Source organism: Clostridium cadaveris (assembly GCF_020911725.1).
Classification (GTDB): domain Bacteria; phylum Bacillota; class Clostridia; order Clostridiales; family Clostridiaceae; genus Clostridium_X; species Clostridium_X cadaveris.
Window position 1 is genome coordinate 232501 of record NZ_CP076620.1, and the last position, 23761, is coordinate 256261.

At 33.8% G+C, this 23761-nt stretch carries 20 protein-coding genes, 1 tRNA gene and 2 rRNA genes (1 of these 23 cut by a window edge); 21 read left to right on the forward strand and 2 right to left on the reverse strand.

What is annotated here, in order from left to right; all coding sequences use genetic code 11:
• The 5 genes from KQH81_RS01070 to dhaS form a co-directional block, all read left to right on the forward strand.
• A protein-coding gene (locus KQH81_RS01070) for an ABC transporter substrate-binding protein (RefSeq protein ID WP_230028691.1) crosses the window boundary here: on the forward strand, positions 1–461 show its 3' portion. Its footprint begins 1117 nt before the window's first position; only the last 461 of its 1578 coding nucleotides appear in the window; the start codon falls outside the window, past its left edge; it ends in the stop codon at positions 459–461.
• Between the two features lie 141 nt (positions 462–602).
• Entirely contained in the window at positions 603–1301 is a 699-nt protein-coding gene (locus tag KQH81_RS01075; RefSeq protein WP_230028693.1) for a response regulator transcription factor, read from the forward strand.
• Positions 1276–3321, forward strand: coding sequence for a sensor histidine kinase (locus KQH81_RS01080; protein WP_230028695.1), 2046 nt, complete (start codon positions 1276–1278; stop codon positions 3319–3321). The genes KQH81_RS01075 and KQH81_RS01080 overlap by 26 nt, the downstream gene beginning before the upstream one ends.
• A 59-nt stretch (positions 3322–3380) precedes the next feature.
• A complete protein-coding gene (locus KQH81_RS17705; protein WP_407647348.1) occupies positions 3381–3497 on the forward strand; it encodes a hypothetical protein in 117 nt (38 codons plus the stop codon).
• Positions 3498–3667: 170 nt separating this feature from the next.
• Positions 3668–4240 carry a dihydroxyacetone kinase transcriptional activator DhaS gene (gene dhaS / locus KQH81_RS01085; RefSeq protein ID WP_051196351.1) on the forward strand — a complete coding sequence of 191 codons (573 nt, stop codon included), beginning with the start codon at positions 3668–3670 and terminating at the stop codon, positions 4238–4240.
• A 32-nt stretch (positions 4241–4272) separates the two neighbouring features.
• On the opposite strand, the gene KQH81_RS01090 is transcribed toward dhaS, so the two are convergent.
• Entirely contained in the window at positions 4273–5187 is a 915-nt protein-coding gene (locus KQH81_RS01090; protein WP_178312341.1) for a hypothetical protein, read from the reverse strand.
• 218 nt (positions 5188–5405) lie between these two features.
• Between KQH81_RS01090 and KQH81_RS01095 the strand changes: the two genes are divergently transcribed.
• The 11 genes from KQH81_RS01095 to hcp all read left to right on the forward strand — a co-directional run bounded on the left by KQH81_RS01095 (position 5406) and on the right by hcp (position 18831).
• Positions 5406–6785 (forward strand): radical SAM protein, encoded by a 1380-nt coding sequence (locus KQH81_RS01095; protein ID WP_027639818.1) that lies wholly within the window; start codon positions 5406–5408, stop codon positions 6783–6785.
• Positions 6786–7106: 321 nt separating this feature from the next.
• Positions 7107–8288, forward strand: a complete 1182-nt coding sequence (locus KQH81_RS01100) for an ABC transporter substrate-binding protein (RefSeq protein ID WP_230028697.1) — start codon at positions 7107–7109, stop codon at positions 8286–8288.
• A gap of 87 nt (positions 8289–8375) precedes the next feature.
• On the forward strand, positions 8376–9269 hold the full coding sequence (locus KQH81_RS01105) for a branched-chain amino acid ABC transporter permease (protein WP_027639820.1): 894 nt from the start codon (positions 8376–8378) through the stop codon (positions 9267–9269).
• A gap of 6 nt (positions 9270–9275) precedes the next feature.
• Positions 9276–10364 (forward strand): branched-chain amino acid ABC transporter permease, encoded by a 1089-nt coding sequence (locus KQH81_RS01110; protein ID WP_230028699.1) that lies wholly within the window; start codon positions 9276–9278, stop codon positions 10362–10364.
• A complete protein-coding gene (locus KQH81_RS01115; RefSeq protein WP_027639822.1) occupies positions 10357–11205 on the forward strand; it encodes an ABC transporter ATP-binding protein in 849 nt (282 codons plus the stop codon). Before KQH81_RS01110 ends, KQH81_RS01115 begins: the two co-directional genes overlap by 8 nt.
• Entirely contained in the window at positions 11198–11923 is a 726-nt protein-coding gene (locus tag KQH81_RS01120; RefSeq protein ID WP_407647323.1) for an ABC transporter ATP-binding protein, read from the forward strand. Before KQH81_RS01115 ends, KQH81_RS01120 begins: the two co-directional genes overlap by 8 nt.
• A gap of 208 nt (positions 11924–12131) precedes the next feature.
• Complete coding sequence (locus tag KQH81_RS01125) at positions 12132–12950, forward strand: undecaprenyl-diphosphate phosphatase (RefSeq protein ID WP_027639824.1); 819 nt, start codon at positions 12132–12134, stop codon at positions 12948–12950.
• 769 nt (positions 12951–13719) lie between these two features.
• Positions 13720–16623 (forward strand): 23S ribosomal RNA (locus tag KQH81_RS01130).
• Between the two features lie 133 nt (positions 16624–16756).
• A 5S ribosomal RNA gene (rrf, locus tag KQH81_RS01135) occupies positions 16757–16874 on the forward strand.
• A gap of 5 nt (positions 16875–16879) precedes the next feature.
• A tRNA-Lys gene (locus KQH81_RS01140) sits at positions 16880–16955 on the forward strand.
• Positions 16956–17193: 238 nt separating this feature from the next.
• Entirely contained in the window at positions 17194–18831 is a 1638-nt protein-coding gene (gene hcp, locus KQH81_RS01145; RefSeq protein ID WP_027640269.1) for a hydroxylamine reductase, read from the forward strand.
• A 296-nt stretch (positions 18832–19127) separates the two neighbouring features.
• Here the strand turns inward: hcp and KQH81_RS01150 are convergent, their stop codons facing one another.
• Entirely contained in the window at positions 19128–19424 is a 297-nt protein-coding gene (locus tag KQH81_RS01150) for a GNAT family N-acetyltransferase (RefSeq protein WP_230028701.1), read from the reverse strand.
• A gap of 161 nt (positions 19425–19585) precedes the next feature.
• Here KQH81_RS01150 and KQH81_RS01155 point away from each other — a divergent pair, with 161 nt between their 5' ends.
• From KQH81_RS01155 to KQH81_RS01175, 5 genes are all read left to right on the forward strand, one after another.
• Complete coding sequence (locus KQH81_RS01155) at positions 19586–20278, forward strand: response regulator transcription factor (protein ID WP_230028703.1); 693 nt, start codon at positions 19586–19588, stop codon at positions 20276–20278.
• A 100-nt stretch (positions 20279–20378) separates the two neighbouring features.
• Positions 20379–21302 carry an ATP-binding cassette domain-containing protein gene (locus tag KQH81_RS01160; RefSeq protein WP_230028705.1) on the forward strand — a complete coding sequence of 308 codons (924 nt, stop codon included), beginning with the start codon at positions 20379–20381 and terminating at the stop codon, positions 21300–21302.
• Positions 21295–22059, forward strand: a complete 765-nt coding sequence (locus KQH81_RS01165) for an ABC transporter permease (protein WP_230028707.1) — start codon at positions 21295–21297, stop codon at positions 22057–22059. The genes KQH81_RS01160 and KQH81_RS01165 overlap by 8 nt, the downstream gene beginning before the upstream one ends.
• Before the next feature lie 12 nt (positions 22060–22071).
• Entirely contained in the window at positions 22072–22815 is a 744-nt protein-coding gene (locus KQH81_RS01170; protein WP_230028709.1) for an ABC transporter permease, read from the forward strand.
• Positions 22816–22835: 20 nt separating this feature from the next.
• A complete protein-coding gene (locus KQH81_RS01175) occupies positions 22836–23759 on the forward strand; it encodes a sensor histidine kinase (RefSeq protein ID WP_407647324.1) in 924 nt (307 codons plus the stop codon).
• Positions 23760–23761 lie beyond the last annotated feature (2 nt).

Genomic DNA, 23761 nt, shown 5'->3' on the forward strand with positions numbered 1-23761 from the left:
AAAGATTTGCTCATAAAGAATATGCACTGGCTATTCAAGGTCAACTAAGAGTTTTAAATATAGATGTAGATATAATACCATATGATAACAATAGCTTTTATAAGGAATTATTTAAAAATGATAAAGAATGTGATATGTATATAACCGGATATAATTTAGGGCTTTCTCCCAATGATTATAGATACATATATGAAACAGGTTCGATATACAATACAAGCGGCTATAGTAATACAGAAATAGATAAGCTTTGGGATGAAGGTTTTAAAGAATTGAATGACGAAAAACGAAAAAATATCTATGAGAAAATACAAAAATTGATTGCAGATGATGCTGCTATTTATACAATAGACTATGAGGAAAATCTTATGATAGCAAAAAAAAGTTTGCGTGGTTTAGATGAAGCTATTAGATCGGAGGGAATCGTAATGTTTAAGGATTGGTCAAAATTATATATAGAGTAGCAAGTTTGAAAGGAATTTGTAAGGTTTTTAACCCATGAATTTTAAAATCTATCTTGTATACTAAATATAGAAATAGCCATTGGGTAAAACTCTCTAATCCTATATAATGAAAGGGAAGTAAATGGAGCTTTGGAGGAGAAAATGGATAAGAAAAATATTTTAGTAGTAGATGACGAAGTAGAAATAACAGAAGCTATAGAGATATATCTACGCAATTCTGGATATAAAGTGTTTAAAGCTTTCGATGGCTTAGAAGCTTTGGATATACTAGAGAAAAATCAAATAGATTTAATAATAATGGATATAATGATGCCGAAACTTGATGGAATGAGAGCAATCATAAAGATAAGAGAAAGTAAAAACATACCTATAATAATTCTTTCGGCTAAGTCTGAGGATACTGACAAAATACTTGGACTTAATATGGGTGCTGATGATTATTTATGCAAACCATTTAATCCATTGGAACTTTTAGCAAGAGTAAATTCCCTTCTCAGAAGATGCAGTATGGTTACACAGGAATCACAGAAAATCGATAGTGAAAAACTCATAGTTGGAGGTTTGGAACTAAACAGAGAAACTAAGGAGTTCTTTGTTGATGGAAAGTTTACAAGGCTTACACCTATTGAATTTAAGATGATGAATCTTTTAATGGAGAATCCAGGACATGTATTTTCACTTGATGATATATACGAAAAAGTATGGAATGAGCCAGCATTTAATGTAGATACTGTAACAGTTCATATAAGAAGGATTAGAGAAAAAATAGAGATAAACCCAAAGGAACCAAGATATTTAAAGGTGGTGTGGGGGATTGGATACAAAATTGAAAAAATCTAAATCCAATTTATTTAGAAACATAGCATGGATAATTATATTTTTTTCTATAACAGTTACAATATTATCAGGTGTTGGAGCTTGGGGACAATATAGACTTTATAAAAATCCATATATATCTCATAATTTTATAAATAATATGGCACAGTTAGATTCTACCTTATCAATAAGCTTAAATGCCCTAGATAATGAGGGGAAGATTGATGAAAGATATATAGAATCAGAATTTCAAAATAGAAAAATTTATAGAAAAGAAGAATATGATTGGGAAATAAAAGAATTTGAATCTAGCACCATTGAAGCAGATAGCAGTGAGGAATATGAAAAAATAAAAGAACAGAAAAAAAATGATATTATAAAGAGATATGAGGATGATCTAAAAAATCTTGAAAGAGAAATAAGATTAAATGCAGAACATACAGCAAATGAGTTTAGAAATATAGTGAATTCTTCTGTCAATTTACAGTTTCTTGTTAAAAATGTTGATACAGGCAAGACTTTAACTAATATGAAAACTAAGGACGTTGAAGAAGCGGCTGTCACAAGAGAAAAGGTTGATGATTATGAATTTTTTATTCAATCAGGACTGAATTCAAGAATTTATCCTTATAGCAGTGAAAATGCTAATTTAGCGTATGAGTATACTATGAACTCATCAAATTCGGGAGTAATTAAAATATATAAAGTAGATAAAAATATAGTAGATTATTCAAATGATTATATCTATCAAGCAAAATATCAAAGTAATAATGCACTGGGTATAATTAAAAATATAGCTATATTATGTTCAGTTCTTATGGTATTAGCTATTCTAAGTACTGTGTATTTATGGAAAACAAGAATTATTTATAATAATGATTTTGCTCTATTAAATAAAATATACAGAAAGATTCCAATAGAAATAAGTATTATAGGAATAGTAGCCGGAGGAATCATAACTATTAAAGCTATACGATCATCTATTTATTATTACAGTTATGGAGTAACTAATAATATTCTTCTTATATCAAGTACTTGGTATGAGATTATAATGTATAGTCTTATGGTAGCTTTAATATCTGTTCTAATATACTTATTTATAAAAAACACAAAAGAAACAAAAGACCATGAATATATAAAAAGTCATAGCTTAATATGCATATTAGGTACAAAGATGAAGAGTTTTTATCTAAATATTAAAGGAAGAAAGTTTGTTATATTAAATTTTGTAATATCATTGATATGGATAGGAATTGCGATTGCGCTTTTATATCAAGGTTATTATAATTTTCCTTTTATTATAGCGGGAAATGTTATGATAGCTATATATGTAATTATTGTTATGGTATATTGGCTTAAAATTGATAAATGCATGACTAACATATATAAAGCTTCTTCTAGAATAAGGCAAGGAGATTTTCATCAGACCATAAAAGAAGAAGGGCCTGCAACCCTAAGATTAACTGCTGAGAATTTAAATAATATAAAAGATGGACTTGAGAAAGCTATAAGTAGTGCAACTAGAAATGAACAGCTTAAGACAGAGCTGATAACTAATGTTTCACATGACTTAAAAACACCTCTTACTTCAATAATAAATTATATAGACCTTTTAAAAGACGAAAATACTACTGAAGAAGAGAAAAGTAAGTATATAGATATAATTACAAAGAAATCAGCAAGATTAAAAGTTCTTATAGAGGATTTATTTGAAGCATCAAAAGCAGCATCAAAGACTATGGAACTAAATATGGAAAAAGCGGATATAGTATCACTGGTGCGTCAAACTTTAGGTGAGTTTGAGGAAAAGATATCACGTTCTAACTTAAAGTTTGTAGTAAAGCTTCCAGAGGAGAAAGCTTATGTAAATATAGATGGAAAAAGAACTTGGAGAGTTTTAGAAAATCTTTTTTCTAATGTCTTAAAGTATTCTATGGATAATACAAGGGTGTATGTTGAGGTTATTCCTACAGAAGAAGATGTGAAGATTGTAATGAGAAACATATCTGCTTTCGAGATGGATTTTACTGAAGAGGATATCTAGAAAGATTTAGGAGAGGTGATAGTTCAAGGCATACAGAAGGTTCTGGACTTGGATTATCTATAGCAAAAAGCTTAACCGAGCTTCAAGATGGAACTTTAAAAATAGATATAGATGGAGACTTATTTAAAGTTACAGTTACATTTAAAAAATATATGGATAATATGAAAGCTGAATAAAAACACATATTAATTATAAAGAGCTTGCTCATGGAGATGAAAATCATTTTTGAGCGGGCTCTAATTTTATGGAAAAAATAGTCATATTATTTGAAAAAATCTGTAAGTATATTATAATACTGAATTATAATATACTTATTATAATATTCACAAAAAAGGAGATGATATAAATGCCAGGAGCTGATTTGACAAAGCATGTTCTTGCTGATGGATTAAAGGAAATGATGCAATCAACACCTCTTTCACATATTTCGGTAGGTGATATATCAAAACACTGTAAAATTAGCAGAAATACTTTTTACTATCATTTTAGGGACAAGTTTGATTTAGTTAATTGGATTTTTTATACAGAAATAACGCCTAAAATTAGCAATGTAGTTGATGTACTTCACTGGGCTGATGGTCTTACAGAGCTTTGCCTTTATATGCAGGAAAATCGTAAGTTTTATATAAATGCAATTCGAACAGAAGGACAAAATTCCTTTAGTGAATGTCTTATGGAGTATTACGAAATATTGATTAAAAATATATTAGAAGATTCCAATAATGCTTTAAGCTTATCTGAGTTTGAGATTGAGGCTATATCGAAGTTTTATTCCTATGCTTTAGTTGGTAGTATAATTGAATGGGCAAAAGATGGAATGAAAACAGATCCTGTGCCACTTATAAAACTTCTTGAAAAGACTATTAACGGAAGCTTATTTCAAAAGGTAGCATCATCTATAGAGGAAACCCCTGAATAGTAATATAAAATTTTAGACTTTCGGGTATAGAGTTACTCTTCTATTAGATGTTTTTTATGAAGCATTGCTTCTTGAATAAAGTTACAGTCACGATAGAAGTCATATAATATAATGGGAAGTTTTCCAGTGATTCTACTATTACAGATTTTTTCATAACGAATATGTTCATAATCATTAAAAGTGTCAGGAGTATCTATGTATACCCCGAAAAGACAGCCTAAGCTTATCATTTCTTTCAAGTAAACTTCTTCAGACTCCATATTTTTAAAGTCATTATAATACTTACAAAATCCGTAGAGAAGCTTTGATTTTCTTAAGCTATAAAATATGTCTCTATTTATTTCTTCTTTATTTTGTGCTATAAAGATTATAATATTTTTTGAAGTTTTAAGCTCAGTTAAGATATTGTCGCTTAGATAATTCATTTTTATATTCAAAAAGAAGGTTGACTCTTTCGAAAGAGAGGCTATAGCAATAACATTTCTTATTTTATCATCATCATATATATTGTCGATGGCGAAAGTATATATGCCACAGCTCTTGAAGTTTTGTAATCTATCTTTAAATACAGAAGTGTCTTCTAATATATCATCATCAAGAATTTGAAGCCACATTTGCGGTTCTTTGCCTATATCATATAGTTCTTTAATTTGCTTTGCTCCGATGGTGAATGATGAAATTCCTAAATTTAATCCTACAGTTTTTATAATTCGCTCATCTACACTTTCAAAAGCTCTTTTAATTAAAGGAAGATACATGTTGTTTGAGTTATGAGCTATAGACTTTGCTAATCCAAAAAATTCTTTTTGAATAGGTCCTTTTGAAAAATAAAGCCCTAAATCTATAGAATTCCTAAGACTTCTATTAGTGCCTGTCTTTATATCTCTTATTATTTTAGAAACCATGGTTTCAGCCACAGTTTTGATAAGAAACTGATTTGTTGACATTTTTATCATCCTTTATAATAATTTTCTTCTTTTAAATTTTAGTATATATTTCCTTAAAGTAGTATGTACAAAACACTATTGCTGTTTAGTTTTTGGTCAAATTGGGGTGTTTGTACAAAATTTAAACAAATCTTCATTTTTGTCAAATGAAACCTAAAATTTCCTATGCTATCATGTGGGTAAAGTGAATTATAAAGTGTTGTAAGGGGGAGACAAGAATGTTAGAAAAAACATTGAGAGAACATATAGAGGAGTTTGGACTAAAAAAAGCACTTGGCTATCTTGATAAAGACCCAGACACAAATATGCTAAAACTTTTAAATTGGGCCGATAAATTTGATAGATATAATACATTTGAGCCTCAAAGAAAAATGTTCCACGAGATCCTTGAGGACAAGGATAACAATTGGTATAGATTAGTAAAAAGTTTGTGGACTGACATTGATGATGGGGTAAGAAAGACATTTTTTGAAAATTTTATTATCAATGCAGGTATACAAGGATGTCGTCATGAAGAAGAGAATAGAAAGAAACTTGGATGCAGTATACCATGGGCTATACTTATGGACCCTACCAGTGCATGCAATTTAAATTGTATAGGATGCTGGGCTGCTGAATATGGAAACAAACTAAATATGGATTACGACACATTGGATAGTATTATAAGACAAGGTAAAGAGCTTGGTACGTATATGTATATCTATTCTGGAGGAGAGCCTCTTGTAAGAAAGAAAGATATAATACGACTTTGTGAAGCACATCCAGATGCTATGTTCCTTGCATTTACAAATGCAACTTTAATTGATGAAGAATTTGCACGTGATATGCTTAGAGTTAAGAATTTTGTACCTGCAATAAGCGTAGAGGGATTTGAGGAAGCTACTGACTTTAGAAGAGGAAAAGGAACTTATAAAGCAGTATGCAGAGCAATGGAAATATTAAAAGAAAACAAATTGCCATTTGGTATATCATGTTGTTATACAAGCCAGAATACTGAAGTAATAGGCAGTGAGAAGTATTTTGATGATATGATTGAAAAAGGCGCTAAATTCGCATGGTTCTTCACCTATATGCCAGTAGGAAATGCAGCTGTGCCTTCACTTATGGTAACACCTGAGCAACGTGAGTTTATGTATCGTAAGATTCGTGAATTTAGAAAAACAAAGCCAATATTTACAATGGATTTCTGGAATGATGGAGAATATGTTGATGGATGTATAGCAGGGGGACGTAGATACCTTCATATAAATGCAAATGGTGATATAGAACCTTGTGCATTTATACACTATTCTGACTCAAATATCCATGAGAAAACTTTGTTAGAAGCATATAAGTCTCCACTTTTTATGGCATATCATAATAATCAACCATTCAACTGTAATCATCTTCGTCCTTGCCCATTATTAGATAATCCAGGAGCATTGACAAATGTAGTTGAAATATCAGGAGCAAAATCTACTGATTTAGAGAGCCCAGAAAATGTTAATGAACTTTCAGCAAAATGTAAGGAGGCAGCAGAAAACTGGAAACCAACAGCAGATCGCCTATGGGAAGAATCTCATCCATGCAGTACATGTGAAGTATGCTGTAATAAATAAGTGACATATATTTTTTAATAAATGAAAGAGTCTTATAGGATTAAACAAAAAGTTTGTCCTATGGGACTCTTTTTATTGATTAGATAAACAGATTTTATACTAATAATAGGTTTATATAAAAGAATAAAAATAGTAAGATTTCTTTGCTCTGTTCTTCTAATATCCAAGTTATTTTGAACTATGCGAATGGAAGGTTTTATAAAAAAACCTCATAAAAAATATAAAAACACTATTATTACGGTTATTTAGTCATACATTCATCAATAAATGCATAATTATAAACAAATAAAATTTAAGAATAATTTAATAGGAGGGCTCTTTATGAAGAAAGGCGTGATCGCCTTGACTTTAGCATTAACATTAGGCACAACATTATTAGCTGGATGTGGAGGGGAAAAGGATGAGGGGAAGAAAACTACTGATAGTGATGTTATCAAGATAGGAGTTTTTCAGCCATTGACAGGTGAAAATGGTGGAGGAGGATCTCAAGAGCTTGATGGAATTAAGTATGCAAACAAAGTTTATTCAGAAGTACTTGGCAAAAAAGTTGAACTTGTTATAGTTGACAATAAATCAGATAAAGGAGAAGCCACAACAGCAGTTACTCGTCTTATAGAAAAGGAGGGGGTTTGTGCCATTTTAGGTTCTTATGGTTCAGGGGTTTCTATAGCTGCGGGAGATATAATTAAGAAGGCTGGAATACCTGCTATAGGATGTTCTTGTACAAACCCAATGGTTACTCAAGGAAATGACTTTTATTTTAGAGTATGTTATTTAGATCCATTCCAAGGAACAGTTATGGCAAACTATGCAATTCAAAAGGGAGCAAAGACTGCTGCTGTTATAACTCAAAATGGAGATGACTATTCAACAGGACTTGGAAACTTTTTTAAACAAGCTTTTATAAAATTAACTGGAGATGAAAAAGCTATTGTATCAGAAGGAGTTTTCCAAACAAATGAACAAGATTTTAATTCTATACTCACAAATGTTAAAGCTGCTAATCCTGATGTAATCTTTGCACCTTCATCGGTTGCGACAGCCCCACTAGTTATTAAACAAGCTAGAGCACTTGGAATAACTTGCTCAATAATGGGAGGAGATACATGGGAAAATCCAGCTATCATAGATGTTGCTGGAAAAGATGCTGAAGGAATAGTAGTCTCTACGTTTTTTGATGAGAATGATAAAGCTGCTACAGCAGAAGCTAAAAAGTTTGTTCCAGGAATAAAGAAAGAATTTACACAATATCAAAGTATCATACCTGCAGTTTCTGCTTTGGGATATGACGCCTATATTGTTTTATTAGATGCTATAAAGAGAGCTGGATCTACTGAAGGTGAAGCTATACGTAAAGCCCTTGTAGAAACTAAGGATTTTGAAGGGGTTACTGGAGCTATCAGCTTTGACAAAAATGGAGATGCAAAGAAAAATCTGGCTGTTATCAAGACGGTAAAAGACGGTAAGTTCACATATCTTGATACGGTAAAAGTTGCAAATTAGCTGATGTAAATAATAAGGGTGGTGGAGCAAAACTGCTGCGCCACCTTTTAGGCTTAAATAATTAAGGGGGGAGTGCTATAGAATATGATGACATTTGATATTTTTATGCAACATTTTGCAAATGGAATATCTCTAGGAAGCTTGTATGCACTTATTGCCATAGGGTATACCATGGTGTACGGCATACTTAGACTCATAAACTTTGCCCATGGGGATATTTTTATGATGGCAGGATACTTTATGATATTTGCAATGATAAACTTCAGTTTACCGTGGTTTATTGCAATTCCTATAGTTATAATACTTACAGTAGTTTTAGGGGTTGTTACAGAAAGATTTGCATATAGACCATTACGTGATGCGCCTCGTATGTCTATTATGATATCAGCTATAGGTGTATCTTTCTTGTTAGAGAATCTAGCAACATATCTTTTTACAGGAGTTCCAAGAGGATTTCCGCAGCTAAGTGCATTGGCCAAGATAGTGACAATGGGGAAAGTTTCATTACCTATGGGATCTTTAGTTACACCCATTGTTACAGTCGTACTTCTAATAATTCTTCTATATATCGTAAATAAAACAAAAATTGGAATGGCTATGAGAGCTGTTTCTAAAGACTTTGAAACTGCTAGGCTTATGGGAATAAAAATAGATAAAGTTATAGCAATAACTTTTGCTATAGGTTCTTTTCTAGCAGCTGTAGGAGGAATCTTCTGGGGAACAAAATATCCATCCATTTACCCACTTATGGGGGTAATGCCTGGACTAAAATGTTTTGTAGCTGCTGTATTTGGGGGAATCGGCAGCATACCAGGAGCTGTTCTTGGAGGATTAGTTTTAGGACTTGGAGAAACAATGCTGGTTGCTTTTCTGCCTACATTAACTGGGTATAGAGATGCATTTGCATTTATATTATTAATAGTAATGCTTCTTGTTAAGCCTACAGGACTTTTAGGCGAAAAAATTACAGATAAGGTGTGATGATAAATGAAAAAGAAAAATAAAGTCATATATTCAGTTTTACTCATTGCAGCTGCTGTAACAGTAATAATTTTGGTAGACAATAATATAATAGGCAATGCATATGTAAAACGTATTTTAAATTTAAGTGCAATTTATGCTATAGTCAGTGTCTCAATGAATTTAGTAAATGGGTTTACTGGTTTATTTTCACTGGGACAAGCTGGATTTATGGCAATAGGTGCTTTTACTGTAGCTGTATTCACAGTACCCGTAGACCTTAGATCATCTATATTTTATATAAAACCCATGGCACCATGGCTTATAAATATAGAACTACCTTTCTTTGCAGCTGTAATACTTGGGGGAGTTATATCGGCTGTAGCAGCTCTTATAATAGGTTGGCCAGTTTTAAAACTTAAGAGTGACTATCTTGCTATTGCAACATTAGGGTTTTCAGAGATCATAAGAATAATATTCACTAATACACAAAGTATCACAAATGGTGCTTTAGGTATAAACCGTATTCCAGGTATAAAGACCATGTGGCTTCCGTTTGGAGTAGCCATTGTATGTATAGGGATAATGGTACTTTTGATAAACTCTTCTTATGGACGTGCATTTAAAGCCATTCGTGAGGATGAGGTTGCAGCAGAAGCTATGGGAATAAATCTTGCAAAACACAAGGCTTTATCTTTTGCTGTAAGTGCTTTTTTCACTGGTATAGCAGGTGGATTATTTGCTTTACTTTTAACTACAGTAGATCCAAAACAATTTTACTTTACACTAACTTACAATTTTCTTCTAATGATCGTGCTTGGAGGATTAGGAGGCGTAACAGGAACTATCATAGCATCTTTTGTAGTAACTATGGGATTAGAGTGGCTTCGTTTCTTTGATGAGCCTTTAGTTCTATTTGGAATGAACATTCCAATATTCCGTGCAGGATTAAGAATGGTTGTATTCTCAATACTGCTTATGATTGTGGTACTATTCTATAACAAGGGGATTATGGGAAATAAGGAATTTTCATGGGATAGGATTGCAGACTGGTGTAGAAGGATAAAAGGAAAGTTCTCAAAGGTACAATCCAAAGGAGGTAGTATAGATGGCTAAGAATATATTAAAGGCTACTGATATTACCATGCAGTTTGGTGGTGTTGTAGCAGTAGATAACTTTTCTTTAGAAGTCAACGAAGGAGAAATAGTAGCGCTTATAGGACCTAATGGAGCTGGAAAGACTACAGCTTTCAATGTAATAACAGGAGTTTATGCCCCAACAAATGGAGAAGTTGCTTTCAATGAAAATGTGATAATTAGAAATCATCCAAGGGGAACTGTAAAAAAGATATATAAAGGGCAAAATGGAAAGGTTTATGAGAAAAAGGATGCCATCAGAAAAACACCTGATGAGATAACACGTTTAGGGGTTGCCCGTACTTTTCAAAATATAAGACTTTTTAAGGATCTTACTGTGTTTGAAAATGTTCTTATAGCAAAACATATGAGATCCAAAGCAAACTTTCTTTCTGCAACTTTCAGAATCAATTATAAAGAAGAGCAGAAGAACAGAAAAGAATCCATGGAACTTCTTCAGATACTTGGACTAGCTGGAGTCAAAGATGACATTGCCAGTTCTCTTCCATATGGTCAGCAGAGGCACCTGGAAATAGCAAGAGCGTTAGCAACAGACCCTACTCTTCTTCTTTTAGATGAGCCTGCAGCTGGAATGAATCCACAGGAAACTGATGAACTTACAGCATTTATAAAAGATGTAAGAGATAAATTTAAATTGACTGTATTTATGATTGAGCACCACATGGATCTTGTTATGGAGATTTCTGAAAGAATTTACGTTCTTGATTTTGGTAAGATGATTGCATCAGGGACACCTTCAGAGATTCAAAACAATAAACGTGTAATAGATGCTTATTTGGGGGTGCAGGAAGATGAGTGATAAGATTTTGTTGAATCTTGAAAATTTGAGCGTTTCTTATGGTGGAATTAAAGCTGTAAAGGGTATAAATCTTGAGGTTCCAGAAGGAAAAGTTGTTACCCTTATAGGTGCTAATGGAGCTGGGAAAAGTACAATACTTCGTTCTATAGTTGGACTCGTAAAAACCGCTGGGGGTTCTATAAAGTTTGATGGAGAGGAAATTGTAGGGAAATCTACAAATGAAATTGTAGAAAAAGGTATAACTTTAGTTCCAGAAGGAAGACGTGTATTTCCTAACCTTACGGTATCAGAAAATTTAAGAGTTGGAGCTTATATGAGAAAGGACAGCTTAGATGATGACATCAAATGGATATATGAACTTTTTCCAAGACTTCAAGAAAGGTCGTGGCAGATGGCAGGTACACTTTCGGGTGGAGAGCAGCAAATGCTTGCGGTTGGAAGAGCTCTTATGAGCAGACCTAAACTTATAATGATGGATGAACCATCTTTAGGACTTGCTCCTCTTGTAGTTCAGGGGATATTTGAAATAATCAAGAAGATAAATAAAGAAGGGGTTACTATACTGCTTATAGAGCAGAATGCTAATTTAGCATTGAAAACTGCAGATATAGGTTATGTTATGGAGACAGGAAATATAACATTGAAAGGTACAGGCCGAGAACTTCTAAATAATGAGTCAGTTAAGGCTGCGTATTTAGGAAAATCTAGAAATAAATAAGTTCTATTACAGCAGAAACCAACATTAATATTTAAGTAGGATAGCTGGAAATTATTAAGTATGATATTCTTCAAAAGAATAATATCATACTTTAATTAGAAAAGCTGTCCTTTTTTACATTTTTAAGAACATAAGGTATAATTACTTTGTATTTTAATGTTTTTAGTTTATAATAAAATAATTGAATATAAGAATTAAGAGGTGTTTTATGGAGATTTTAGAATTTATCAAAGCCATAGCTTTTGGAATAATCCAAGGTATAACAGAATGGCTTCCAATCAGTAGTACAGGACACATGATACTAGCAGATGAGTTCATAAAGCTAAACTTTTCAAGCCTTTTTGTAAGTACTTTTTTAGTTGTAATACAATTTGGATCGATTTTAGCAGTGTTATTTTTGTATTTTAAAAAATTGAACCCATTTGACACAACAAAGACAAAGAGAGAAAGAAGAGAAACTGTAAGTCTATGGTTTAAAGTAATAGTGGCAGTAATTCCAGCAGGAATCATAGGGGTTCTATTTGATGATAAAATAGATGCAATGTTCTATAACGCAACAACTGTTTCACTTACACTTATAATCTATGGAATTTTATTTATAGTTATAGAAAATAGAAACAAAAGACCAACTACAACAAGTCTTCCAGCATTGACATACAAAACTGCAATTTTAATAGGTATGTTCCAGATGCTTGCATTAATTCCAGGTACGTCAAGATCAGGAGCAACTATAATAGGAGCAACTATTCTTGGATGTTCAAGATTTGTAGCAGCTGAATTCTCATTCTTCCTAGCTATACCAACTATGCTTGGAGCAAGCGCTTTAAAACTTTATAAAGCAGGTTTTGTATTTAGTGGATTTGAATGGGCAATACTTTTAACAGGCTCAGTTGCAGCATTTTTAGTTTCTGTATTTGCTATAAAGTTCCTTATGGATTACATAAAGAAACATGACTTTAAGGCATTTGGATACTATAGAATCGTATTAGGAATAATAGTACTTGCATATTTTTATTTCTTAAAATAATAAATTATCCCTTGAGCGTTTTATGTTCAAGGGATAATTTATATTCTAGATTATGCATTGGAAATTAATATTTTGATCCTAAAATATACTACGAACAAAAAGATGAAGAAAAGAATAAGCATATTTAGAAATAAAAAACTAATTTTATTTTTATTGAATATTAGCCTTACAATTTCAACATACTATAAAAGAACCTCTAGAAAAACAAGTTTTTATATTTAGCATTAGATTGTTAAATCCACAAGAGGAGGAATAAAAATCTAGATATATCAAGGCTTAAACCTCCTTGTATATATTTTTTTAAATAGTCTTATTTTTAAAACTTCAAAAATAAGAAAAAAATATATAAAAAACTGTTGACAGTGGAGCTAATAATCTATATAATACTACTTGTCGCTGAAAAACGACACGGTGAAAAACAAATCACCGAAAATAATAAAATAATTTAAAATTAGTGATGCTGAGTTAGAAATAATTTACAAAGCAAAACAAGTTTTAATGATTTAAAAGTTCTTTGAAAATTGCACATAGAAATATTGAAACTATTCTTTGTAACAAGAGAAATATTACAATCTTCAAACGCATGAAGATTATGATATAGAACTTCTGAAAGATATTCTGATGGGTATTTTTTAAGAAGAATGAAAATAACAAGAAGCAAGTAATGCAAGGAAGTGAAGGAGCGAGGAACGGAGTTTGCTTATGCAAATGAGTACCACAGCGACAAACTGACGAAGCAGGACGCCGCTTATTATGATTTTCAAATAACGATTAAGTTATAAAGGGCGCACGGCGAATGCCTTGGCATCAGGAGCCGAAGAAGGACGTGATAAGCTGCGATAAGCTTTGGGTAGCCGCAAATAGGCAGAGATCCAAAGATTTCCGAATGAGGAAACTCACATGGGAAACCCCATGTATCCTGTAATGAATAAATAGTTGCAGGAAGGTAAACCCAGGGAACTGAAACATCTAAGTACCTGGAGGAAGAGAAAGAAACATCGATTCTCTAAGTAGCGGCGAGCGAAAGGGGAAGAGCCCAAACCAAGAATTTATTCTTGGGGTTGAGGACAGGACATAAAATGAATGGTAATCTTAGTCGAACACAACTGGAAGGTTGGGCCGCAGAGTGTAAAAGCCACGTAAGCGAAAAGATAATATTCTAAGTTCTGATCCAGAGTACCACGAGACACGTGAAACCTTGTGGGAAGCAGGGAGGACCACCTCCCAAGGCTAAATACTACCTGATGACCGATAGTGAAGCAGTACCGTGAGGGAAAGGTGAAAAGAACCCCGGGAGGGGAGTGAAATAGAACCTGAAACCGTGTGCCTACAACCGGTCAGAGCACTTTATATGTGTGATGACGTGCTTTTTGTAGAACGAGCCAGCGAGTTACGGTATGTAGCGAGGTTAAGGACTTAAGGTCCGGAGCCGAAGGGAAACCGAGTCTTAAAAGGGCGAAAAGTTGCATGCTGTAGACCCGAAACCAGGTGACCTATCCATGGTCAGGTTGAAGCGAAGGTAAAACTTCGTGGAGGACCGAACCACGTTGGTGTTGAAAAACCATGGGATGAACTGTGGATAGCGGAGAAATTCCAATCGAACTTGGAGATAGCTGGTTCTCCCCGAAATAGCTTTAGGGCTAGCGTTGAGAATGAGTAGTGGAGGTAGAGCACTGAATGGGCTAGGGGGCATAGAGCTTACTGAACCTTATCAAACTCCGAATGCCACTAACTTGAATCTCAGCAGTCAGACTACGAATGATAAGATCCGTGGTCAAAAGGGAAACAGCCCAGACCATCAGCTAAGGTCCCAAAGTGTAGATTAAGTGGAAAAGGATGTGGGATTTCTAAGACAACTAGGATGTTGGCTTAGAAGCAGCCACTCATTTAAAGAGTGCGTAATAGCTCACTAGTCAAGAGATCCTGCGCCGAAGATGTCCGGGGCTAAAATCTACCACCGAAGCTATGGGTGTACACTAGATGTACGCGGTAGGGGAGCGTCCTATGTTGGAAGAAGTTGTACCGAAAGGAGCAGTGGACGACATAGGAGTGAGAATGCTGGCATAAGTAGCGAGAAGTGAGTGAGAATCTCACTGGCCGAAAACCTAAGGTTTCCTGAGGAAGGCTCGTCCGCTCAGGGTTAGTCGGGACCTAAGCCGAGGCCGAAAGGCGTAGGTGATGGACAATCGGTTGATATTCCGATACCACTATAAGCGTATGACCAATGGGGTGACGCAGGAGGATAAGATGTGCTAACTAATGGATGTTAGTCTAAGCACTTAGACAGTAAAGATAGGCAAATCCGTCTTTACAATGTTGAGGTGTTATGGGGAAGGCCCAAGTGGCTGAAGTATCTGATTCCACGCTGCCAAGAAAAGCCTCTAGGGAGCAAAGTAGTGCCCGTACCGCAAACCGACACAGGTAGGTGAGGAGAGAATCCTAAGGCCATCGGAAGAATTGCAGTTAAGGAACTCGGCAAATTGACTCCGTAACTTCGGGAGAAGGAGTGCCATAGAAATATGGTCGCAGAGAATAGGCCCAAGCAACTGTTTAGCAAAAACACAGGTCTCTGCTAAAGCGAAAGCTGATGTATAGGGGCTGACGCCTGCCCGGTGCTGGAAGGTTAAGGGGAACACTTAGCATAAGCGAAGGTGTGAACTTAAGCCCCAGTAAACGGCGGCCGTAACTATAACGGTCCTAAGGTAGCGAAATTCCTTGTCAGGTAAGTTCTGACCCGCACGAATGGCGTAATGACTTGGGCACTGTCTCAACTGCAAATCCGGCGAAATTGTAGTGCCAGTGAAGATGCTGGCTACCCGCGATTGGACGGAAAGACCCCGTAGAGCTTTACTGCAATTTAGCATTGAGTTCCGGTATTGTCTGTACAGGATAGGTGGGAGGCTGAGAAATAGGATCGTCAGGTCCTGTGGAGCCACCCTTGGGATACCACCCTGACAGTACTGGGATTCTAACCGGGCACCATGAAGCTGGTGACGGGACATTGTTAGGTGGGCAGTTTGACTGGGGCGGTCGCCTCCAAAAAAGTAACGGAGGCGCCCAAAGGTTCCCTCAGAAGGGTCGGAAATCCTTCGAAGAGTGCAAAGGCAGAAGGGAGCCTGACTGCAAGACCAACAAGTCGAGCAGGGACGAAAGTCGGGCTTAGTGATCCGGTGGTACCTCGTGGGAGGGCCATCGCTCAACGGATAAAAGCTACCTCGGGGATAACAGGCTGATCTCCCCCAAGAGTCCACATCGACGGGGAGGTTTGGCACCTCGATGTCGGCTCGTCGCATCCTGGGGCTGAAGTAGGTCCCAAGGGTTGGGCTGTTCGCCCATTAAAGCGGCACGCGAGCTGGGTTCAGAACGTCGTGAGACAGTTCGGTCCCTATCCGTCGCGGGCGTAGGAAATTTGAGAGGAGCTGTCCTTAGTACGAGAGGACCGGGATGGACTGACCTCTGGTGCACCAGTTGTTCCGCCAGGAGCATAGCTGGGTAGCTAAGTCGGGAAGGGATAAACGCTGAAAGCATCTAAGCGTGAAGCCCCCCTCAAGATGAGATTTCCCATAACGTAAGTTAGTAAGACCCCTTGAAGAACACAAGGTAGATAGGTGAGAGGTGTAAGTGCAGCAATGTATTCAGCTGACTCATACTAATAGGTCGAGGACTTAATCAAAGAAAACAAAGATAGAAAAGAAAATCTGTGTGCAATTTTGAAAGAATAATTAAGTTCTTTCAAAGGAAACTCACTCACTGAAGTGAGGAGTACAGTTTTTCATCTAAATCAAAGATTTAGGAAAAACTAAGCATCTGGTGATGATGCGTAATTTGGTAATACCCGTTCCCATTCCGAACACGAAGGTCAAGCAAATTACGGCTGATGGTACTGCAGGGGAGGCTCTGTGGGAGAGTAGGTGGTCGCCAGGTAATGTGGTTCACTAGCTCAGTCGGTAGAGCACATGACTTTTAATCATGGTGTCCGGGGTTCGATTCCCCGGTGAGCCACCAAACCATCTCAATTAAGAGATGGTTTTTTTTATTTCTATGTTAAGAAAAAGTATATTTGAATAACTAACAATTTATCTAAAACTCATGATATTTAAATTATCATGAGTTTTTATTTTTTTGTAACATAGGTTACCGCTTAAAAAAAGATAAATATATATACTTTGGTTATAGTAAAGATTTTAGGATGTATTAAGATATAAAAATATCTAAAAACTAATAATAAAATGGAGGTATAACAATGGAAAATAAAATGTTTTGTTATCAATGTCAAGAAACAGCTGGATGTACAGGATGTACTCAGTTTGGTGTGTGTGGAAAATCACCTGATTTAGCTAGAATACAAGATTTATTAATATATGCAACAAAGGGATTATCAGAAGTAACTTCAAGACTTAGAAAAGAAGGGAAAAAAGTAGGTGCTGAAGTAAATCACCTAATAACTATAAATCTATTCACAACAATAACCAATGCAAATTTTGATGATGAAGTATTCTATGGAAGAGTTAAAGAAACATTAAGAGTGAAAGAAGAATTATTAGCTCAATTAGATGACAAAGAAAACTTGTCGGAAGCAGCATTATATAATGCTATTACAAAGTCAGAAATGGATAGAAAATCATTTGCTGTTGGAGTACTGTCAACAAAGAACGAAGATATAAGGAGCCTTAGAGAGCTTATTATATATGGATTAAAAGGACTATCTGCATATATGAAACATGCGAATGCTTTAGGATATGATAATGAAGATGTAAATGCATTCATGCAAGAAACATTAGCTAAAACTTTAAATGATAGCTTAACTATAGACGAACTTATAGCTTTAACATTAGAAACTGGTAAAGTTGGGGTAGACGGTATGGCATTATTGGATAGTGCTAATACAGGAACTTATGGACATCCTGAAATAACTAAGGTTAATATAGGGGTTAGAAGCAATCCTGGAATACTTGTATCAGGACATGATTTAAAGGATTTAGAAATGCTTTTAAAGCAAACAGAAGGCACAGGAGTTGACGTATACACTCATTCAGAAATGTTACCAGCTCATTACTATCCAGCTTTCAAGAAATATTCTCATTTTGCAGGTAACTATGGTAATGCTTGGTGGAAACAAAAAGAGGAATTTGAAAGCTTCAATGGACCGATCCTTATGACAACAAACTGTATAGTTCCACCTAAGGACAGCTATAAGGATAGATTATATACAACTGGAGCAGCAGGATTCGAGGGATGTACACATATAAAAGGAAATAGTGAAGACGATAAAGATTTTTCAATGATAATTGAACATGCAAAGAGATGTAAAGCTCCAACAGAAATAGAAAAAGGAGAAATCATAGGTGGATTTGCTCATAATCAGGTATTTGCACTAGCAGACAAAGTAGTGGAAGCAGTTAAGTCAGGAGCTATAAAGAAATTCTTTGTTATGGCAGGTTGTGACGGAAGAGCAAAATCAAGAAACTACTATACAGATTTTGCAAAGGCCCTTCCAAAGGATACAGTAATACTTACAGCTGGTTGTGCAAAATATAAGTATAATAAATTAAATTTAGGTGACATAAATGGAATACCAAGGGTTTTAGATGCAGGACAATGTAATGATTCTTATTCACTTGCATTAATAGCATTAAAACTAAAGGAAGTTTTTGAACTTCAAGATATAAATGAACTTCCAATAGCATTTAATATAGCGTGGTATGAGCAAAAAGCTGTAATTGTACTATTATCATTGCTATATCTAGGAGTAAAGAATATTCACCTAGGACCAACGCTTCCAGCATTCTTATCACCAAATGTTGCTAAAGTATTAGTAGAGAATTTTGGTATCGCTGGTATAACTAATGTAGAAAATGATTTAGAGATTTTCTTAGGATAATAGAGAATAAATTAAAAGTTGAGCAGTTAATAGTGAAAAGTTATGGAGATTTCTACTTCTGACTTCGTAGAAATTTTAATATATGACTGTAACTTTTGGAATATTGCTTACTTTATTATAAAATGAAATTTAAGAAAAGCCAGAAATACACTTAGAGGTATTTCTGGCTTTTGTAATTGTCTATAAATCATAAAAATATTGAGTTCTAAAAATACTTTTCATTTAAATTTGATATTATTGTTTTGCAGTTTGGAGACGATATGTTTTGCTCAATAAACGTATATCATCATCTAATATTAGTGTACAATATTTTTATTAAACATTTCTACGGGAGAGCCATTATCAAGATTTTCGAAAAATTTGCAGTGTGCAAAACCAGTCTTTAATAATATTATTTTCGAACCTATGTTATCTGGTTTCACATTGGCTACAAGTGTTTGTATACTATCTACTTCTCTAGCAATTTTCAGTAATTTCGTTGTAATTTCACTTCCATAACCTTGTCTCCAATAGTTAGGTAATAACATATACTCGATTTCTGCTTCTGTTAAATCATCATTAGAAAGAAATTTTTCAAAATAAATTCTATCCATTACTATACCCCTTCCTTAAAATTAAGAGTTATCTAATTTCGTATTTAATAAAAGATATTAGGTCCTCGAACTATTGGACAGACATAATATAAATTATTTTCAATTTTAAGAGATGTTGGCTATAATTGATGTGTAGAATAAAACGGAATTGAGGTAAAGGGATGTCTAAGGAGTTAAATATTTTAGTTGTTGAGGATGATCAGGATATAAATAGACTTATAAATAAGATTCTAATGAAGAATGGCTTTAATGTGAGACAGGCATTTTCAGGTACAGAAGCAAGGATGTGTCTTGATATGTTTGACTTTCAACTGGTGATACTAGATTTGATGCTACCCGGAATGACTGGAGAGGAAATCATAGAGGAAGTAAGAAAGAAAAAGAATATGCCTATAATAGTAATTTCGGCTAAGACAAGCTCAGAAGATAAGGTAAATGCTTTAAAACTTGGAGCAGATGATTTTGTGACCAAGCCATTTGATGCTTTAGAGCTTGTTGCAAGAGTTGAGGCACAGCTTAGAAGGTATACCAAGTTTTCTAAAGCAGAGGTTAAGAAAACACTTAAATATAAAGAAATAGAATTGGATATGGAGGAAGTCAGAGTTGCAGTTAGAGGCAAAGAACTACAGCTTACAGCCAAGGAATTTGCAATATTGGAGCTTTTGATGAGTAATCCTAAGAAGGTATTTACTAGAGCAAATCTTTTTGAACATGTATGGAATGATGAATTTTTGGGCGATGATAATACAGTAAATGTACATATAAGTAATTTGAGAAATAAGATAGCTTCTATAGATAAAGAAAATGATTATATAAAAACTGTATGGGGAATAGGATTTAAACTTGCGGAGTAATTTAAGACTTTCTTAATGTTTTCTTTAAGGTATCTTGGTCTATTGCCTTTAGAATAGACCTATAGAAAGAAACTAAGTAATTAAGAAAGGATAGATTTTTATGAGAGAAAATATACTTGCTACTAGGAATATAAGCAAAAATTATGGAAATAAACTTGCTGTAACTGATGTTAGTATGACAGTTAAAAAAGGTGACATATATGGATTAGTTGGAAAGAATGGAGCAGGAAAGACAACACTTATAAGAATGGCACTATCATTAACTAGTCCAACTAGTGGAGATTTTGAACTGTTTGATGCTAATAATGAACCAGATAGGATAAGGATGCATACGAGGGTTGGATGCATCGTTGAGACTCCTGCGTTTTATCCATACTTAACAGCTAAAGAAAATTTAGAGTATTACAGAATCCAAAGAGGAATAGTAGATAAGAATTGCGTAGATGAAGCATTAAAGCTTGTAGGGTTGATTGATACAGGAAAGAAGAAGTTTAAAGGCTTTTCTCTTGGTATGAAGCAGAGACTAGGATTGGCATTGGCTATAATGGGTAGTCCTGACTTTTTAATTTTAGATGAGCCTATAAATGGATTAGATCCTATGGGAATTAAGGAGATAAGAGATTTACTTTTGATGCTTAATAGGATTAGGAATACCACCATTTTAATATCAAGTCATATTTTAGGAGAACTTTCACAGCTTGCTACCTGTTATGGCTTTATTAATGATGGGAAATTAGTACAAGAGATATCAGCTCAAGAATTAGAGGAGAGATGCAAGCATTGCTTATCCATAAAAGTGGATGATGCTGAGAGTGCTGCTGCTATATTAGAAGAAAAGTTAAAGTGCAAAGACTATGAAGTATTAAATAATAATTTAATAAAGGTATATGCTTATTTGGACGAGCCTCATGTAGTGAATAAGGCATTATTAAATGCAGGGGTAATGGTATCCTCTTTAGAAAGAGTAGGAAGCAGTTTAGAAGAGTACTTCCTAGAACTTGTAGGAGGGGAGAAAAATGATTAAGCTTATAAAAGCAGAACTTTATAAATATTATAAAAGACCATTTATATATGTTGTAATTGGGGCATTAATATCGGCTATGGCTTTTGTTATATATTCATCTCAAGGAAACTTAATCGTAGATGTTATAGTAGCTAAAGAGGGGTATTCTAGAGAAGCCTTTATCAAAGTTGCAGGGTTTGGATTTCCGTTTATTACTTACATTTTAATGCTGTTTTCAGTTGTAATGACAGATGACTTGAAAGCAGGAACTATAAAGAATTTATTATCCTCTAATGTAAATAAATATAAGATATTTTTAAGCAGATTTATAGTACAAGTGATATTAGCTTTCATAGTGTCAGTGGTAAGCCTTATAGCTTTCTTTTTAATGATCAGTACTATTGAAGCAGGAAATGAATATAGCATTTCTCTAGTTAGAGATTTTTTAATGAGGTTCGCTGTAGTATCGGTGGGTTATGTTGGAATGATAGCATTAATAAATTTTCTAAGTGTATTAATAAAAAATGAGTCTGTAGTATCAGTTATATATTATTTTATAATACTTCAAATATCTGTAGTTATATTTCTCCTCAAAAAGACCATTGCACCGCAGGTTGAATGGATACAGAGGCTTTTAATAACTTATAATATAGGTTATGTAGGAAATGCGTTTGCAGAGAAAAGTACTTATATACCGGTGATTGTTACTGGGTTAATCTATGCTACATTATTTACTCTTCTAGGGATGTTTATTTTCAATAAACAGGAAATTAAGTAAGGAGGAAGAGAAATGATTAATCTAGTTAAGGCGGATTTATATAGATTTATTCATAGGCCATTTGGATATTTGGCAGCTGGAATAATAGGCTTTCTTACAATATTAGTACAGTTTTTTCTCTCTATAGGAAATGATCCTGCATCTAAGGAATATGTTTTAATTAATGTGATACCTAAGGGCGTAGAAATAATATTGATTTTAGTATTTGTATTTTCAGTTTTCATTGAAGATGAATATAAAGAAGGTACACTTAAGAATGTGATTTCCTCAAATATATCGAGAGGGAAAATATATTTGAGCAAATGTATATCAGAAATAATTTTGGCACTTATAGTTTGTGCAGTAGTTTTTATATCATTTCTCATAGGATTCTCTTTATTAAAATGGGAAAATGGATATGACAATACTTTATTCTATGAGTTTTTAAAAAGGCTACTAGCTATAATACCTGTATTTTTAGGTGGATTAGCTATGGCTAATGCTTTAAGCGTTATACTAAAAAATAATACTTCGGGAATATTTACTTACATCATAGTTATTCTAGCATCTAAAAAATTTATAATGTTTTTATCTATATCTATATGGAGCAAATTCAGCAAATTGAATGAGTATCTTTTATATACGCAAATAGAGATATTCAACGATTATACTCTAGGAAACAACGAACTAATCAATGTAGCTATAGTTGGAATAGTAACGGCTATCATATTCAATTTTATTGGATATTTAATATTTAGAAATTCGGAAGTAAAGTGATTTTTATGGAGGTTTTAGTCATGCAAAATATTATTATAATAGGTTTAATAGCATTACTTTGTATTACTATAAACCTTCTAATTTTAAGAAAACGAGAAATAAATAAATTAAAAGAGAGCTTATCTGAAATAAATAAACGTAATACTAATGAACTACTTAAAATATCTTATCCAAATAAAAATTTAGAGGGACTTATAATGGAAATCAATAATGCTATAAAGATTAAGAAGGAGATAGAATTTAAATATAAGGAAAAGGACTTAGAATTGAGACAGTCTATAGCAAATATGTCTCATGATTTAAGAACACCGCTTACGTCTATAATGGGATATATGCAGCTTCTGGAGGATGATGACACTGATGAAGACGACAAGAAACTATATATGAGTATAATAGAGAGGCGTTCTACGACATTAAAAGAACTTATATCAAATTTTTATGATTTATCTAGAATTCAAGCTGATGAGTATAGAATGATTATGGAAGATATAAATTTAAGTGAAAATTTATGCGAAATTATAGCATTATTTTATGATGATTTAAAAAATAAAGGGTTAGAACCAAAAATAAATATACAAGAAAATATAGGTTTTATAAATGGAGATGAGCAGGGAATTGCAAGAATTTTTACTAATTTGATGCAAAATGCATTAAAATATGCAAAAAGTTCATTCTGTATAGTTCTAAAAAATGAAGGTAAATATGTATTAACAGAATTTTCTAACGATGTTTGTGATTTAAAAGATGAGGATGTTCCGAAAATATTTGATAGGTTTTTTACAGCAGATAGAATGAGAACAGGTCAGAATACAGGACTTGGACTGGCTATAACTAAAAGCCTAGTAGAAAAAATGGGTCATGAAATATGGGCTGAAAAGGTAGGAGAAAAGCTATATATAAAAATAAAATGGAGGAAAAAAGTGAATAATTATATAACAAATTGAGG